The sequence below is a fragment of the Cobetia sp. UIB-001 genome (genome assembly GCF_044789135.1).
In the GTDB taxonomy this organism is placed as follows: domain Bacteria; phylum Pseudomonadota; class Gammaproteobacteria; order Pseudomonadales; family Halomonadaceae; genus Cobetia; species Cobetia amphilecti.
On the sequence record NZ_CP058244.1, the window covers coordinates 2577458 to 2593417 of the forward strand.

A 15960-nucleotide genomic window follows, 5' to 3' on the forward strand; every position below is an offset into this window, starting at 1 on the left:
CTTCCAGCGCTGAGGACATCCCTCGTCCTGTCAATTTGTAGAGTCCTGCATGCCTTGAGGCGCGTCATGGCCCTTAGAGGCCAGTTGAAGCAATTTCCGGGGAGGAATCCTAGAAATAACCTTCGCGCTTCTTCTTCTCCATCGAGCCTGCCTGGTCGTGATCGATGGCACGCCCGGAGCGCTCGCTGGTACGCGTCAGCAGCATTTCCTGGATGATTTCCGGCAGGGTCGCGGCGGTGGATTCCACGGCGCCGGTCAGCGGGTAGCAGCCCAGGGTGCGGAAACGCACGGACTTCATTTCCGGCACTTCGCCTTCCTTGAGCGGCAGGCGGTCGTCGTCGACCATGATGTCGAGGCCGTCACGCTTCACCACCGGACGCACGGCGGAGTAATAGAGCGGCACGATCTTGATGGATTCGAGATAGATGTACTGCCAGATGTCCAGCTCGGTCCAGTTGGAGAGCGGGAAGACGCGGATGGACTCACCCTTGTTGATCTTGGAGTTGTAGATGTTCCACAGCTCCGGACGCTGGTTCTTGGGGTCCCAGCGATGGTACTGATCGCGGAAGGAGTAGACACGCTCCTTGGCGCGCGAGGCTTCCTCATCACGACGTGCACCACCGAAGGCAGCATCGAAGCCGTGCTTGTCGAGTGCCTGCTTGAGACCGGCGGTCTTCATGATGTCGGTGTACTTGGCGCTGCCATGATCGAACGGGTTGATGCCCGCCGCGACGCCTTCCTGGTTGATGTGCTCGATCAATTCCATGCCGACTTCCGCGGCCATCTCGTCGCGGAACTTGATCATTTCCTGGAATTTCCAGGTGGTGTTGACGTGCATCAGCGGGAACGGCGGCACGCCCGGCGCAAAGGCCTTGCGCGCCAGGTGCAGCATGACGGCGGAATCCTTGCCGATGGAGTACAGCATGACCGGATTGGCAAATTCCGCTGCCACTTCACGGATGATGTGAATGGATTCGGCCTCAAGCTGCTTGAGGTGGGTCTGACGTTCCGGTGTGATGCCGAGCTTGTCGGCCGTAGATGATGCAGTCATTACAGGTTCCTTGAGATCACTCTGCTAGTTGTCCTTATCCTCTTCGCACACGCTGACACACGACACTCGCTGCGAAGAGAACATAGTATCTTTGACACGAGACTGACATCTTCTGGCGTCAGTCCCGTGACGCTTGCCTACCCTCTGTCTAGCGCCTGGTTCATGCCCAGGGAGCGGCCGGCTTGGCACAGACGATGAAATAGGGGTTGAGCACGCTGTCATGCTGGTTGTAGCGCAGCGCCTGACGGGTCTCGGCATTCAGCACCTGACCACCCGCGGCTTCGACCACCGCATGCGCGGCACCGGTATCCCATTCACAGGTCGGGCCGAGGCGTGGGTAGAGATCTGCCGCCCCTTCCGCCACCAGGCACAGCTTCAGTGAGCTGCCCATGGCGACGATATCGCAGGCAGCGAAGTCGGCGACGAACGCCTTGAATTCTTCGGTCTGGTGAGAGCGGCTCCCGACGATGCGCCAGCTGTCGGTGCTGCTCGGCACGTCACTGACGGCGATGGCCTGACGCTCACCCTCGCCAACCTGCTTCTCGGCGATGGCGGCCTGGCCTTTCGCCTGCTGGGCACCGACGTAGAGCGTCTCGATGGCCGGCGCGTAGACGACGCCCATGGTCGGTACGCCCTGCTCGATCAGCGCGATGTTGACGGTGAATTCGCCATTGCGCTTGATGAATTCCTTGGTGCCATCCAGGGGATCGACCAGCCAGTAACGCGTCCAGTCACTGCGCACATCCCAGCTGATGTCCGCGTCTTCCTCGGACAGGATCGGTGTGGCGCCAAATTCGGCCTCCATGGCCTTCAGACCGTCGACGATGACGGCATGTGCTGCACGGTCTGCCGTGGTCAGCGGGGAATCATCCGACTTCATGTCGACCGTGAAGTCACCGCTCTCGTAGATCTCCATGATGGCAGCGCCCGCCTTGCGAGCAATGGCCTCCAACGTATTCAACATGGCGCGTGTCGTGCTGTCGGTCGTGCTCACTGTCGTATCCGTCATGTGCCTTCCTGTCAGTGTGAATTCGCCAGCCAGGCTGACGATGTAAAGGGTAACGCTCGCCAGCGGCTGCCAGACGAAGCAGAAAATGGTTTAGCTCGTAAATGGCCAGATCAGCGGAATCAGAGCGACCGAAGTGACGCCGACGATGAGGCTCATCGGCAAACCGACCTTCATGTAATCGGACACCTTGTAGCCCCCCGGCCCCATCACCATCAGGTTGGTCTGATAGCCCAGCGGGGTGAGAAAACTGGCCGAGGCCGCGAACATGATGGCAATCGCATAGGGCATCAATGAGACCCCCAGCTGCTCGCTGACCGCCATGGCGATCGGAAACATCAACACGGCGGCGGCGTTGTTGGTGATGATCTCGGTAAATAGCGTCGTGGTGAGATAGACGAGTGCCAGCATCAGCAGCGGCGAGCCGCCGCCCAGCTGCATGAGCTGGTCCGCCACCATCTGGGCCGCACCACTGTCGGTCATCGCCTGTCCCAGCCCCAAGGCAGCGGCAATGACGACCAGCACGCTGCCATCGATGCTGGCGCGCGCCTGCGAGGCCGGGAGGCAGCCGGTAAAGACCATCAGAATGGCGGCCGCCACGGCCGCCTCGACCAGCTCGGCCATGCCCGCCAGGTGCGTGATGATCATTAGGCTCATGATGGCGAGTGCGATGGGCGCCTTGGTGAGGTTGGGCATGCCATTGCCATCCAGCGTACTGACCAGCAGGAATTCGCGGTTATAACGATGCAGGCGCGTGAAATCGGCAGCGGCTTCCAGCAACAGGGTGTCACCGGGGCGCAGCACGATGTCACCGACCTTGCTGTTGATGCGCTCACCATCACGTGACACGGCGAGAATCACGGATTGATAGCGAGTACGAAAGCGCGCTTCACGTACGTTCATGCCGACGACGGGGGAGCTAGGGGCGATGACGGCCTCGACCATGCGGCGCTGGTGATGATCCAGATCCAGGCCTGCGGCGTCGCTTTCCAGCCCGCGGAAAACACGCACTTCATGCGCTGTGTCCGCGACACCGACGAAGATGAGGCGATCACCGGACTGGAGAATGGTGTCAGGGCCGACCATGGACAGCAGCTTGCCGGAACGTTCGATCTCGGCCAGATAGCCGAATTGAAGACTACGCAGGCCCGCCTCTTCGATGCTCTTGTCGTGCAGCGGCCCCTTGTCGGCCACTCGCATGGCCACGGAATACTCGCGACCATTACCGAGCTGCTCGACCAGCCCCTTGCGCTGGGGCAGGAAACGCCAGCCGATCAGCACCATCCACAGGGTACCGATGATCAGCACAGGCACGCCCAGTGCAGAGATATCAAAGATGCCGAGCCCGGGCAGGTTGGCCTGGGACTGCAGCAGGCCGTCGACGACCAGATTGGTACTGGTGCCGATCAGGGTGCAGGTACCGCCGAGAATGGCGGCATAGCTCATGGGCATCAGCAGACGCGAAGGCGAGATTTTCATGCGCGCGCACCAGCCCTGAACCAGGCCAATGAAGAGTGCGACGACGGGGGTGTTGTTCAGAAAGGCGCTGAGCAGCGAGGTGATCGGCATCAGGCGTGCCAATGCTGAAGAAGGCGAGCTGGGGCGCCCGAGCAGACGCTCGAGCATCCAGCGCAGCGCCCCGGTTTCCTGCACGCCGGCGGCGACCACGAAAAGCGCGCCGATGGTCATGATGCCCGGGTTGGCGAATCCGGCCAGGAAGGTCGCCGGAGAAATGACGCCCAGCAGAATCAACGACACGGCAGCGGCCATCATCAGCCACTCCGCCGGCCAACGATTCCAGACAAGCCCTGCCAACACTCCTACCGTCACCACCAGGGTGACAAAAGCATCCATGTGCTGCGCGATTTCCATCTACTAGCGTTCCCTTGGAATTCTCAAACTACTCATTATCAATTTATGCGCTTATTCAGCTATGTATAGCTGACCAAAACACGAAAATGACATACTAGACATGATTCAAAAAAATTATTAGAGCGTCATATATTATTAGTTTTTTGCAATAAAACATAAGCAGTGACTTTACATATTGGTTGATAAACCTATGACCCTTTCCTAGAAATCCAGCAATGTAAAAAACTTGTGAGATCAAGTCCGGATTAAATGAAAACCCTATTAGCCACAAGCTTAAATAGTTAAAAAGTGAAATTCAAAAACATTAATTTATTACTACAAAAAGACAATATTTGACAAGAGTTGCTTCCAATATAATTAAAACACTTTATTGATAAAAGCTTGTATCAACTCAAAGTGATTTTTATTGGAGATAAGAACACGGTTTTGTAATAACTACAGATATAACTGAAATTGCTAGTGCTAGTAAAACCGCCTACACGATGTGCTCCCTATGCCAGATTCTACTAAACGCCCAGCAGCCAGCTGTACTCTAGTCAAGATCAACCCGCCCCAAATGCCTCCTCCGAGCGCGGATGGGGGCCTCAACACCAGAAACAGCATCGGTGGAGCTATCAACAGACAAATTGGCACAGTTGTCACCTTACGCGACCCGTGTAGCAAGGTGCTCATTAGTGACAAGGTTGCGAGACCCGTCGTCATACCGAACACAATAGCTGCTGATCAACACAAGCACTACCTGCCCCAATCTATAGCCTTAAGGTATTACCAAACTGAGTAATTCGAACAAAAAAACACTGTAAGAAACGCCGCGCGAGGTCAAAGGGAAAAGAAGGAATAGGGAGGAACTAGAGTGCACAGCAGAGGTGAATGACGACATACCGGCCTTCCTAAACTAATGGTATAGATGTCAATAATTATACGAGCATCTCAGCTGAACACTACCAAGAGTTATCGCAAACTAGATGAGCGATATAGCCTGACCTAACTGCCCTCCTTCATCGCATCAGGTAGGCAGCATCCAGTTTCCTGTAAGCCCATACGAAAACACCGCATCACAAGTATGCGGCGTTTTCGTTGACAAGCCAGAACATAGTATCAATCGTTGCCGAACAGATCGCGGGTGTAGACCTTGTCGACCACATCAGCGAGCTCTTCGGCCATGCGATTGCTCAGAATGACGTCCGCTTCCTGCTTGAATGCCTCGAGATCACGCATGACGCGTGAACCGAAGAAGGTGTCTTCTTCCAGCACCGGCTCATATACCACCACTTCCACGCCCTTGGCCTTGATACGCTTCATCACGCCCTGCATGGCACTGGCGCGGAAGTTGTCAGAACCGGACTTCATCACCAGTCGATATACCCCTACCACCTCTGGGTTACGCTTGAGCACGGATTCCGCAATGAAATCCTTACGCGTGGTGTTGGCATCGACGATGGCTTGGATCATGTTGTTGGGCACTTCCTGATAATTGGCCAACAACTGCTTGGTATCCTTCGGCAGACAGTAGCCCCCATACCCGAATGACGGGTTGTGGTAATGCTGCCCGATGCGCGGGTCCAGTCCTACACCTTCGATGATCTGCCTGGCATCCAGGCCATGTGACTCGGCATAGGTATCCAGCTCATTGAAGTAGGCAACTCGCATCGCCAGGTAGGTATTGGCGAACAGCTTGATGGCTTCCGCCTCGGTGCTGTCAGTGAAGAGCACATCAACACTCTGCTTGATCGCGCCTTCCTTGAGCAGGCCAGCGAACACCTCGGCACGCTCGGAGCGCTCACCGACGATGATGCGAGAAGGATGCAGGTTGTCGTACAGTGCCTTGCCTTCGCGCAGGAACTCCGGCGAGAAGATCAGATTTTCGGTATTGAAACGCTCACGCGCCTCTACCGTATAGCCCACTGGCACAGTCGACTTGATCACCATCACCGCTTCAGGATTGATGTCGCGCACATCCTGAATCACCGCTTCAACACTCCTGGTATTGAAATAGTTGGTGGTCGCATCGTAATCCGTCGGCGTCGCGATAATCACGAAATCGGCATCGCGGTAGGCCTCTTCCTTGTCGAGGGTAGCGCGGAAATTCAGATCTCCACGTGCCAGAAACTCATGGATCTCGTTATCGACGATAGGCGAGATACCACGGTTCAGGCCTTCCACCTTCTCCGGCACGATATCCAACGCGACGACTTCATGATGCTGAGAAAGCAGCATGGCGTTGGAAAGACCGACATAGCCGGTGCCTGCGATGGCAATTTTCATTTCAAATATTTCCTGTGTTTACCGTAACGAATAGCTAAAAATACTGAAGACATCAGACTGCTGGCAGGCGCTGAAGTTCCTTGAGGGAAAGCCGAGTTGAATCACTACCATCCTCCTTGAGCAATCTGATATCAACATCAGCACAGTCATGTACTGCCAAGAGCTATCAGTGAATCTCAACTGATATAACGATAGCCACTGAACAATACAAATGAAAACCTGACTATAAAGATGACATCTTGATTAGGTAACGAGCAGCGAAACCCTACTAGATGGAGAAGTAGTTGCGGTACCACTCCACAAAACGGCGAGCCCCTTCTTCTACCCCGACTTGCGGACGATAGCCAGTCGCAGCAAAGAAATCTTCAGTATCCGCCCAGGTCTGAGAAACATCTCCGGGCTGCATATCCATATAGTTTTTCTTGGCCTCAATACCCGTCGCTTTCTCAACGGCACTGATGAAGTCCATCAGCTGAACCGGGCTACCATTGCCGATATTGTAGAGGGCATAGGGTGCAGGGCTTTCATCCGGAGCAAGGCCCTCCGCTGCCGATTTCTGACCAGCCTGAGGGACGACATCCTTGATGCGAATGATCCCCTCAACGATATCGTCAATGTAAGTAAAATCACGCGATAGATCGCCGTGGTTATACACATCGATGGACTTGCCTTCGAAAATGGCCTTGGTGAACTTGTACATGGCCATATCTGGACGACCCCAGGGGCCATATACGGTAAAGAAGCGTAGGCCAGTCGTCGGAATGCCATAGAGGTGAGAGTAAGTGTGCGCCATCAACTCATTGGACTTCTTGCTCGCCGCATAGAGGCTGACAGGGTGATCCACACCATCCTTGGTAGAGAACGGAACCTTGGCATTCAGGCCGTAAACGGAGCTGGAAGAGGCATAGACCAGATGCTCAATCTTGTGATGACGGCAGCCTTCCAGAATGTTCAAGAAACCCAGCATATTGGCATCCGCATAGGCATGCGGGTTTTCCAGCGAATAGCGCACCCCTGCTTGAGCGGCTAGATGAATGACATGAGAAATCTCGTTCTCAGCAAAAACTTTCTCTACTGCATCACGATCCGCAAGATCAAGCTTCAGGAACGTGAATTCAGGAGACTGCTGGATGAGTTCAAGGCGAGCCTCTTTCAGTGAGACATCGTAGTAATCATTGAGTGAATCAACGCCAATGACATTTTTCCCTGCCTTCAGCAGACGCTTGCTGACTTCAGCACCAATGAAGCCCGCAGCTCCAGTCACTATTATGTTCATCACACCCTCTAATTATTTAAACGAGCAACGATATATTGTGATAACTTGGAAATATTCTTAATTGGTAATGCAAGTAAAGGATTCACCCCATTCTTCATCATGGCGAAAATATCTTCTCGTGACTTGCGGATGATCTGTTTCAAACTACCATTGCTGGCGCCTCCCAGGCGCATCTTCACCAAAACCTCAGGCAGGTAATGTACCTTGACCTTGTCACTGGCAAGGTAACGAAGCAAGGCATCATAGTCGCCGGCAATACGGTAAGCGAGATCAAAGCCCCCCAACTCTTCATAGAGCTCTCGACGCATGAAAAACGTCGGATGCGGTGGCATCCAGCCATATTTCAGCTTGTCAGTGCTGAAACTGCCTGACTTCCAATGGCGAATGACATGGGTAGTATTGGCCGCTTTCACATACTGAAGGTCGCCATATACGGCACCAATCTCAGGGTCTTCAAAGCAGGCAGCCACACGTGACAAGACTTCGTCATGCGCGTACAGATCATCAGAGTGCAAGAAACCGACAATATCACCTGTCGAATTCACGATACCTTTGTTGAGCGCGTCGTAGATCCCTTTGTCAGGCTCTGATACCAACACATCGACCGGGCCCAGGGTTTTACGCGCCACCTCGACAGTATCATCCTTGGAGGCCCCATCGATGACTACGTGCTCGACATTCCCCCAGCTTTGACGCTTCAATGTCGCTATCGCTTCGCCTATCGTGGCCTGACTATTGAAGCAGGCCGTAACGACGGAGATTTTCAACTGTGAACTCATCAGCTTCGCCCATATCGATCATTGAAACGGATGATGTCGTCTTCACCCAGGTAAGAACCGGACTGAACTTCAATCAGCTCCAGGGGTATCTTGCCGGGATTTTCCAATGCATGAACCTGGCCAATGGGGATGTAGGTTGACTCATTCTCACTGACAAGTTGAGTCTTGTCGCCAATGGTAACCTTCGCCGTCCCAGAGACGACTACCCAATGCTCAGCACGATGATGATGCATCTGGACGGAGAGTTTCGCGCCAGGCTTCACGGTAATGCATTTGACCTGGTAACGATCGCCCTTATCAATGCTGTCGTAGACACCCCAGGGGCGGTAAACCTCACGATGATTGATATGCTCCTGCCGGCCTTCGCTCTTGAGGCGTTCGACGATCTTCTTGACTTCCTGCACCCGGTCCTTGTGAGCGACCAGTACAGCATCCTTGGTCTCTACCACGACCAAGTCTTCAACACCGACTGTAGCCACCAGGCGGTGATCTGCATGCACCATCAAGCCATGACTATCATGAAGCATGACATCCCCATGACAGGCATTCCCTTGCGCATCATGTTCCTTGACATCCCACAGCGCTGACCAGGAGCCTATATCACTCCAACCCGCTTCAAGCGGCACAACAGCCGCCCGCTCAGTACGCTCCATTACGGCATAATCGATGGAGTCTGATGGGCAGACCTTGAAGGCTTCCGCATCCAGGCGGGTAAAGTCGAGATCTTGACTCGCGCCAGCCAGTGCCGCTCGACACGCTTCAACCATCGCAGGCTGGAAGCGTTCCAGCTCTTCCAGGTAGCTCTGGGCAGAAAAGAGGAACATCCCGCTGTTCCAGTAATAGCCACCAGAGGCCAGATAATCTTCAGCGGTATCGATGTCTGGCTTCTCGACGAAGCGCTTGACGCGGAAACCGAAGTCATTGAGCCCTTCACCACGCTGGATGTACCCATAACCGGTTTCAGCATGCGTCGGTACTATCCCGAACGTGACCAATTGATTCTGCTCAGCCAGCATTCGTGCATGACCAATGCTTTCGTGAAATTTCGCAACATCACGAATCAGGTGATCAGCCGCCAATACCAGCAGCAAGGCATTCGGGTCTTCCGCTATGGCATGAAGCGCTGCCACTGCTATCGCAGGCGCCGTATTACGACCTTCAGGTTCAAGCAATATACGCGCGCCGGATACCCCTTGCTGGCGCACTTGCTCGGCGACCAGAAAACGGTGCTCTTCATTGCAGATAAGCAATGGCGCGCGATGCTCAAGGGGTTCCAGGCGCTTGAGTGTTTCCTGCAGCATGCTGCCCTCGCCAGTGAGGGGCAAGAACTGTTTGGGATTCAATTGGCGCGACAGTGGCCACAGCCGTGAGCCACTGCCCCCGGCCATGATGACAGGAGTGATCATGGGAATTCCTTGTGAAGATTGCAAAGTTATACCGCCGGCAAGTAGGCACGCGTATTGGCATGTACCTTCTGGTCCTGGGCGATAGCGCTCGGTGGCCACCATTGGTAGCCACCGTGCTGCTGGCGAGGCAAGATTACGAGATCAATATCAATATTCAATTGATAAGCGAGCACTATATAGTGCGTCGAGATCTCGGCATCAAACATGCTGTCGGTGTAGAAGTGTTGATAGACACCGAGGAAACGCATGCTGGAAAGCGGCACGACTTGTCCCAGTTCATCCTGAGTCAAGCGCTGAGCGGTAGCTTCGAGAGTCTCTCCCTTGAGCACCCTCCCGCCAGGGACGAACCAACTGCCCTGTGCCGGCCGGTTCAACCGCTCTCCCAATAACCACTCACCTTGAGAATTGGTAACCACAAAATCCATGGAAACAAGCGGTGCATGCGACACGATGTGCCGAAAGTCATCCTTGCTTAGCCAACCTTGAGTGGTTACAGATGCTTCATGCATGAGAATCAGCCACGGAAGCGGTCCTGATTGTCGATAAACCAGCCATAGGCATCCACAAGCCCTTCTTCCAGGGTAATGCTCGCCTCCCAACCAAGTGCCTTGAGACGTGAGACATCCATCAACTTGCGGGGCGTACCATCTGGCTTGCTGGCGTCAAATGTAAGTTCGCCTTCAAAACCAATCACCCGTTGTACAGTCTCAGCCAGCTCGCGGATGGTGCAATCCACCCCGGTACCGACATTGATATGAGATAGCATCGGTGAGGTATTGGCCTGATAGGCGCTATCGTCGAGCTCCATGACATGCACACTGGCCGCTGCCATATCATCGACATGCAGGAACTCACGCATCGGATTGCCGCTACCCCAGACAACAACTTCTCTTTCCCCTTGCTGCTTGGCTTCATGGAAACGACGCAGCAAGGCAGGAATCACATGAGAGTTCTGCGGGTGAAAGTTGTCATGCGGACCGTAAAGATTCGTCGGCATCACGCTACGATAGTCACGGCCGTACTGACGGTTATAGCTCTCACAGAGCTTGATACCGGCGATCTTGGCGATGGCATATGGCTCGTTGGTAGGTTCCAAGGTGCCAGTGAGAAGCGCTTCTTCACGCATCGGCTGCTCTGCATGCTTGGGGTATATACAGGAAGACCCCAGGAAAAGCAGTTTAGCCACATCAGCCATATGCGCAGCGTGAATGATGTTCGCTTCAATCATCAGGTTTTGATAGATGAAGTCAGCCGGATAGGTATTATTGGCTTGAATCCCGCCCACCTTGGCAGCAGCCAGATAAACCTGGTCAATAGCATGCTGCTGGAAGTAAGCCTGTACTTGAGCTTGGTCAAGCAGGTCCAGCTCTTCGCGGCTAGCCGTCAGGATGTTGCGGTAACCGAGCTTCTGCAGGTGACGCACGATAGCAGAACCCACCATCCCACGGTGGCCAGCGACAAAAATCGTCTGATCTAGATCGCGTGACATGCTCAGCCCTCCACCGAAACTGGGATCTCGTAGCCATGCTCTTTCAGTAGTGCATGGCGTTTGGCGACCTTGAGATCTTCAGACACCATCTCGGCACACATTTCTTCTACCGTGATTTCCGGCTCCCAGCCAAGCTTGGCTTTTGCCTTGGATGGATCACCCAGCAGAGTTTCGACTTCCGCAGGGCGGAAGTAACGCGGATCAACCCGCACAAGCACATCGCCAACCTTGAGTGCCGGGGCCTTGTCACCCTCGACTTGCGCAACAATGGCCTGCTCATCAACACCTTCGCCTTCAAAGCGCAAGGTGACACCCAGTTCCTGGGCACTCAGAAGAATGAAGTCACGAACTGAAATCTGCTTACCGGTCGCGATGACGAAATCTTCAGCTTCTTCCTGCTGAAGCATCATCCACTGCATGCGCACATAGTCCTTGGCATGGCCCCAGTCACGCAAAGCATCCATGTTACCCATGTACAGACACTCTTCCAGGCCTTGAGCAATATTGGCGAGGCCACGAGTAATCTTGCGAGTTACGAAAGTCTCACCACGGCGCGGGGATTCATGATTGAAGAGAATGCCGTTACAGGCATACATACCGTAGGACTCACGGTAGTTGACCGTAATCCAGTAGGCATACATCTTGGCAGCCGCATAGGGAGAGCGCGGATAGAAAGGTGTGGTTTCGCGCTGCGGGACTTCCTGTACTTCGCCGAATAGCTCTGAGGTAGAAGCCTGGTAGAACTTGGTTTTCTTCTCCAAGCCCAGTAGACGAATCGCCTCCAGGATTCTCAGGGTACCCAGAGCATCGACATCGGCGGTGTACTCCGGTGATTCAAAGCTGACGGCAACATGGGATTGAGCGGCCAGGTTATAGATTTCGTCCGGCTGCACCTCTTGAATGATACGTGTCAGATTGGAAGAATCTGATAGATCACCATAGTGCAGGACGAAGTTCTGGTTCTCGACATGTGGGTCCTGATATATATGATCTACCCGTTGTGTATTGAAAAGCGAAGCACGGCGCTTGATGCCGTGTACTTCGTATCCTTTCTCTAGAAGTAATTCAGCAAGGTAAGATCCATCTTGTCCTGTGATACCGGTTATCAATGCTTTCTTCACTTCAACTCCTTAATTTATTAGTTAATTACTTGCCGAGCATTTAATTTCAACTTAAGCAAAATCATAAGTGAAACATAATTATAGCCAATCCCCCCTGAACTCATAGGATAACCGCAGCACTTTGGACCGCACGGTAGAGGCAGGAGGGCCAGCGCCGGTACTCTTCTCGGCTCACCGACCAAAGTGAAGCAGAGTATGGAATATCGACAGCTGGCCCAGACCCAACGATACCAGATCCACGCCCGTTATGACTTGGGCATGAGCCAGCGCCAGATCGGCAGGGAGCTGAACCTCCACAGCAGCACGATCACCCGTGAAATTCGCCGTAACGCCACCGCTGATGGCTATGATCCCGAGCAGGCTCAGACACTCAGTGATCGTCGGCGCCGCACTGCTACCAAGTGGACAAAGCGCCTTCCAGGTATGATGGCCGCCGTTGCCGGGCGGCTACGTGAGGAGTGGAGCCTACAGAAAATCAGTGGCTTCATGGCGCCCTTGGCCGGCGTTATTGTCAATCATCAATGGATCTTCCTCCTTGATCTGGGACGACAAGGCACGAGGTGGTGACTTTTGGCGGCATCTCCGTCGTCCCAAACTCCACAATAAGCACCGCACGCACGCCAAGAGCGCCGGGTTGGGCAAGATCCCCAACCGAGTCGGTATCGAGCACCGCCCAGATGAGATTAATGACCGGCGCTTCATCGGCCACTGGGAGGGCGACAACGTGATACAGGGCCACAAGCAATCAGGCCTGGTCACGTTGGTCGAGCGTCGCAGTGGCTATTTACTGGCGGCACGACTGCCCAGGATCTCGGGAGTTGACGCAAGCAGCCATGATCCGCTTGTTGAAGCCGTGTCGGGGAGCGGTCCTGACGATCACACTGGACAATGGCTCGGAATTCTCTGGCCACGAAGCGGTGGCCAAGGCCGTGACGGCGGCGATGTACTTCTGCGATCCCTACTGCTCTGGACAGCGTGGGACCAACGAGAATACGAATGGCCTGATACGGCAGTACTTCCCCAAAGAAACGGATTTCCACCAGGTCAGCAATGCAGAGCTACGCAAGGTGGTCGAAAAGCTGAATGACCGTCCTCTAAAACGACTCTGCTACCTGACACCGGCGCAGGTGTTTTTAGGGTAAGACTCAGGAGGCCCGGATACCGCAGGTACTGCGCTTATTGCTTAAATTCAGAACCAAGAATATACAAAGAGGAAAGCTCGCTAAAGGCAATGTTTATGCAACATCAGTAAAATCCAATGACTGTAAAACTCAAAAACTACTTCTAAATATAATACCTACAATATAAGCCTAACTATATCTCCAAGGTAATAGCCTCTTTAGTAACACTGGTAATAATAAGAAACATATAGACCAGTAAAAAGTGACCTGTAATAAACCACTAAACTCATTTCTAATCCACAATAATAAAGCAAAGAAAACAGTTGCATAAAATGCGACCTTAATTGCACTAATTCCTAGCTTGTGCATGCTGTATTGCATCCTAGTAGTCAAATACCCTAAAATTAAATGGCCGAAAATCACACCTAGAACATGAAAATTAATAAAAAACTCGGCTACAGCCATGTAACCCGGACCACCTTTACGGTCTGGGATCAAATAATTATGTATTTGCATACTATTATTAGGTGCCATAGAAGAGTTGAATGGTATCGCAGAAAGAAGTGCAAAAATATAATCACTACCTAAACGAATAGCTTCTCCACCATCATATTTCATGAGGGTGCCCATGAAGGTCATTAGTGATGGAGAAAATGGACCTAACATTGCTAAAAGTGTACTTCCACTAAATTTCTCGTTAGATGATACATTTATTGCGGTTGATATAACATTAGAAAAAGACCATTCGGAGAATGAAAAGTTACGCATAATCTCCATAGTTGGTATAAATATCATCACCCCCACACATACCCATACTAACTTTCCAAAACTTATATTTTTACAAATTAACTGATGCAATATTAACCAAGATGCACACACAGCTAAAAGAGTACCTCGATCACCAGATACAATAAATACAAGAGCTCCCAATAGGAAAATAATGTCTGTATACCCACAAGATTGTAATCGCCATTTGTCGAGTGCGTTAAGTGTGATAATTGACATAGGCATAAACCATGTCATAGTAGCTACAAATAACCGGCTTGCTTCACCAGACTTTCTATTCTCGGAATAAACGTGGTAATCACCATTAATCATTGGCATCAATCCCCCCCCCGAAATAGTCTCAATTATAATCACAGTTATCGAAAAAATAAAGACCGACCAAGCTATATATAAAGCGAGCTTATCATGTCTAGACAGGACTCTTTTATAATCCTTGATTAAGGGCCCCCGTGCCTTGAAACTGATAATTGCGATACCTGCCCCTAAAACAAAAGCTATAACCGACAACATTAGATAAGGAATGGTTTTAGCAATATAATCTAAACTTATATACCTCCAATAAAATAAACCATCAGCACCGGACTCAAGATACAACACAAGCGGACTAATCATATATACCGACATTACAATAGAATACAAGAAAGGCATCGATACTAATTTAAAGTCCAAAATCCAAGCTAAAATTAATATGTGGAAAACAAATAAAAAAACACAACTCGACGACATCACTACTAATAAATCCCCGTTAACATCCTCAACAAACAACAAAGCGAATAATAAAAAACATATAACCTCAAGAAAAAGATAAACCAATATTTTTGATAGTACGGATTTAGTCAACTTTGATCTCACTTTCAAAATAGTTATTGACATAAAACAAGTGGGAGGCTTTTACTTACTTTAACTAAAGTTAAATGCAATTAATCTATATAACATCGATATTCGTGCTATCAACTATTTAAAAAATTAATTTTTTAATGTACCATATATATATCGGAATTAGAAACTCCATAATCAGTTTAGTTCTAGGAGATTGAAGAGCTCAGAGTAGTGCTTCAACCGAAAGAGCGAACATATTCTGAACTGTAAAGATGAACTGTTACTCCTGATCTTGCCAGAACTATGAGCCCTCGCCTAAGCGCTTATCCGGATTTCGAAAACCACTGGGCTAATCACTCCTATGGCACTGCGCCGACGATGCCGATTGTAATTGAACTCAATATATTCATACACCTGTCGTTTCATAGCCCCCTCCCCGGGTTCGAAATCGCTCGCCGCTAATCGACTCGAACTTGAGGTTGTGGAAGAATATCTCGGCACAGACATTGCCATAGCAATTTCTCTTGGCGCTCATACTGGATTGAGAGTCGTATCAGATTCGCAACAATTAATAGATGACCGAGCAATACAGGCTACATTTCTTGGCATCTTTGGACTCCATAGTGCCATCTTCAGGGTGTTACTGGACAAGTAGGCGGTCAACCGTTCATTCATCGCTCAGCCGATGACCTTGCGTGAGTACAGATCGATCAATACTGACAAGTAAAGCCAACCTTCGTAAGGCACCAAGCACGTGATATTATCAGCCCATTTCTGGTTTGGCGCGTAGGCCTTGCCGAGGGAGACTGGCAATAACGGTTTAACGGCAGCCTCTCATCACGCAGATCCAAAGCAAATCTGGATCGCCTAAGCGCCCTTTTCGGTGGTGATAGGCCTAGGCCACTCGCTGAACGATAACAGTCAGCTGGCGTAGCCACCGACATGGTTTCCACTATGCCGTCGTCAAGC

The 15960-nt window shown here is 51.8% G+C and carries 13 protein-coding genes; 2 read left to right on the forward strand and 11 right to left on the reverse strand.

The genetic code is table 11. From position 1 onward, the window contains the following. Nucleotides 1–109: 109 nt before the first annotated feature. From cysD to gmd, 10 genes are all read right to left on the reverse strand, one after another. The gene (gene cysD / locus HA399_RS10680) at nucleotides 110–1051 is read right to left on the reverse strand and encodes a sulfate adenylyltransferase subunit CysD (protein ID WP_216060507.1); all 942 of its coding nucleotides are present in this window, start codon (nucleotides 1049–1051) and stop codon (nucleotides 110–112) included. A 160-nt stretch (nucleotides 1052–1211) separates the two neighbouring features. Then, nucleotides 1212–2060 carry a 3'(2'),5'-bisphosphate nucleotidase CysQ gene (cysQ, locus tag HA399_RS10685; protein WP_404324943.1) on the reverse strand — a complete coding sequence of 283 codons (849 nt, stop codon included), beginning with the start codon at nucleotides 2058–2060 and terminating at the stop codon, nucleotides 1212–1214. A gap of 90 nt (nucleotides 2061–2150) precedes the next feature. After that, the gene (locus HA399_RS10690; RefSeq protein WP_404324944.1) at nucleotides 2151–3911 is read right to left on the reverse strand and encodes an SLC13 family permease; all 1761 of its coding nucleotides are present in this window, start codon (nucleotides 3909–3911) and stop codon (nucleotides 2151–2153) included. 1116 nt (nucleotides 3912–5027) lie between these two features. Then, nucleotides 5028–6194: a nucleotide sugar dehydrogenase gene (locus tag HA399_RS10695; protein WP_404324945.1), complete on the reverse strand. Its 1167-nt coding sequence runs from the start codon at nucleotides 6192–6194 to the stop codon at nucleotides 5028–5030. Between the two features lie 268 nt (nucleotides 6195–6462). Continuing rightward, nucleotides 6463–7470: an NAD-dependent epimerase gene (locus HA399_RS10700; protein ID WP_404324946.1), complete on the reverse strand. Its 1008-nt coding sequence runs from the start codon at nucleotides 7468–7470 to the stop codon at nucleotides 6463–6465. A gap of 8 nt (nucleotides 7471–7478) precedes the next feature. Next, complete coding sequence (locus HA399_RS10705; RefSeq protein WP_404324947.1) at nucleotides 7479–8237, reverse strand: glycosyltransferase family 2 protein; 759 nt, start codon at nucleotides 8235–8237, stop codon at nucleotides 7479–7481. Nucleotides 8238–8248: 11 nt separating this feature from the next. Further along, nucleotides 8249–9655, reverse strand: coding sequence for a mannose-1-phosphate guanylyltransferase/mannose-6-phosphate isomerase (locus tag HA399_RS10710; RefSeq protein WP_404324948.1), 1407 nt, complete (start codon nucleotides 9653–9655; stop codon nucleotides 8249–8251). 26 nt (nucleotides 9656–9681) lie between these two features. Beyond that, nucleotides 9682–10164 carry a GDP-mannose mannosyl hydrolase gene (locus HA399_RS10715; protein ID WP_404324949.1) on the reverse strand — a complete coding sequence of 161 codons (483 nt, stop codon included), beginning with the start codon at nucleotides 10162–10164 and terminating at the stop codon, nucleotides 9682–9684. Nucleotides 10165–10169: 5 nt separating this feature from the next. Then, nucleotides 10170–11144 carry a GDP-L-fucose synthase family protein gene (locus HA399_RS10720; RefSeq protein WP_404324950.1) on the reverse strand — a complete coding sequence of 325 codons (975 nt, stop codon included), beginning with the start codon at nucleotides 11142–11144 and terminating at the stop codon, nucleotides 10170–10172. Between the two features lie 2 nt (nucleotides 11145–11146). Next, the gene (gmd, locus tag HA399_RS10725; RefSeq protein ID WP_404324951.1) at nucleotides 11147–12265 is read right to left on the reverse strand and encodes a GDP-mannose 4,6-dehydratase; all 1119 of its coding nucleotides are present in this window, start codon (nucleotides 12263–12265) and stop codon (nucleotides 11147–11149) included. Nucleotides 12266–12460: 195 nt separating this feature from the next. Here gmd and HA399_RS10730 point away from each other — a divergent pair, with 195 nt between their 5' ends. Beyond that, a complete protein-coding gene (locus HA399_RS10730; protein WP_404324952.1) occupies nucleotides 12461–12832 on the forward strand; it encodes a transposase in 372 nt (123 codons plus the stop codon). 251 nt (nucleotides 12833–13083) lie between these two features. After that, a complete protein-coding gene (locus tag HA399_RS10735; protein WP_404324953.1) occupies nucleotides 13084–13407 on the forward strand; it encodes an IS30 family transposase in 324 nt (107 codons plus the stop codon). Nucleotides 13408–13575: 168 nt separating this feature from the next. Here the strand turns inward: HA399_RS10735 and HA399_RS10740 are convergent, their stop codons facing one another. Beyond that, nucleotides 13576–15012, reverse strand: a complete 1437-nt coding sequence (locus tag HA399_RS10740) for an O-antigen polymerase (RefSeq protein ID WP_404324954.1) — start codon at nucleotides 15010–15012, stop codon at nucleotides 13576–13578. Nucleotides 15013–15960: the final 948 nt, after the last annotated feature.

Coding starts and splice junctions, on each gene's coding strand:
- HA399_RS10695 (WP_404324945.1), bottom strand. CDS start 6,194: ATGAAAATTGCCATCGCAGGCACCGGCTATGTCGGTCTTTCCAACGCC.
- HA399_RS10690 (WP_404324944.1), bottom strand. CDS start 3,911: ATGGATGCTTTTGTCACCCTGGTGGTGACGGTAGGAGTGTTGGCAGGG.
- HA399_RS10700 (WP_404324946.1), bottom strand. CDS start 7,470: ATGAACATAATAGTGACTGGAGCTGCGGGCTTCATTGGTGCTGAAGTC.
- cysQ (WP_404324943.1), bottom strand. CDS start 2,060: ATGACGGATACGACAGTGAGCACGACCGACAGCACGACACGCGCCATG.
- cysD (WP_216060507.1), bottom strand. CDS start 1,051: ATGACTGCATCATCTACGGCCGACAAGCTCGGCATCACACCGGAACGT.
- HA399_RS10730 (WP_404324952.1), top strand. CDS start 12,461: ATGGAATATCGACAGCTGGCCCAGACCCAACGATACCAGATCCACGCC.
- HA399_RS10710 (WP_404324948.1), bottom strand. CDS start 9,655: ATGATCACTCCTGTCATCATGGCCGGGGGCAGTGGCTCACGGCTGTGG.
- HA399_RS10715 (WP_404324949.1), bottom strand. CDS start 10,164: ATGCATGAAGCATCTGTAACCACTCAAGGTTGGCTAAGCAAGGATGAC.
- HA399_RS10720 (WP_404324950.1), bottom strand. CDS start 11,144: ATGTCACGCGATCTAGATCAGACGATTTTTGTCGCTGGCCACCGTGGG.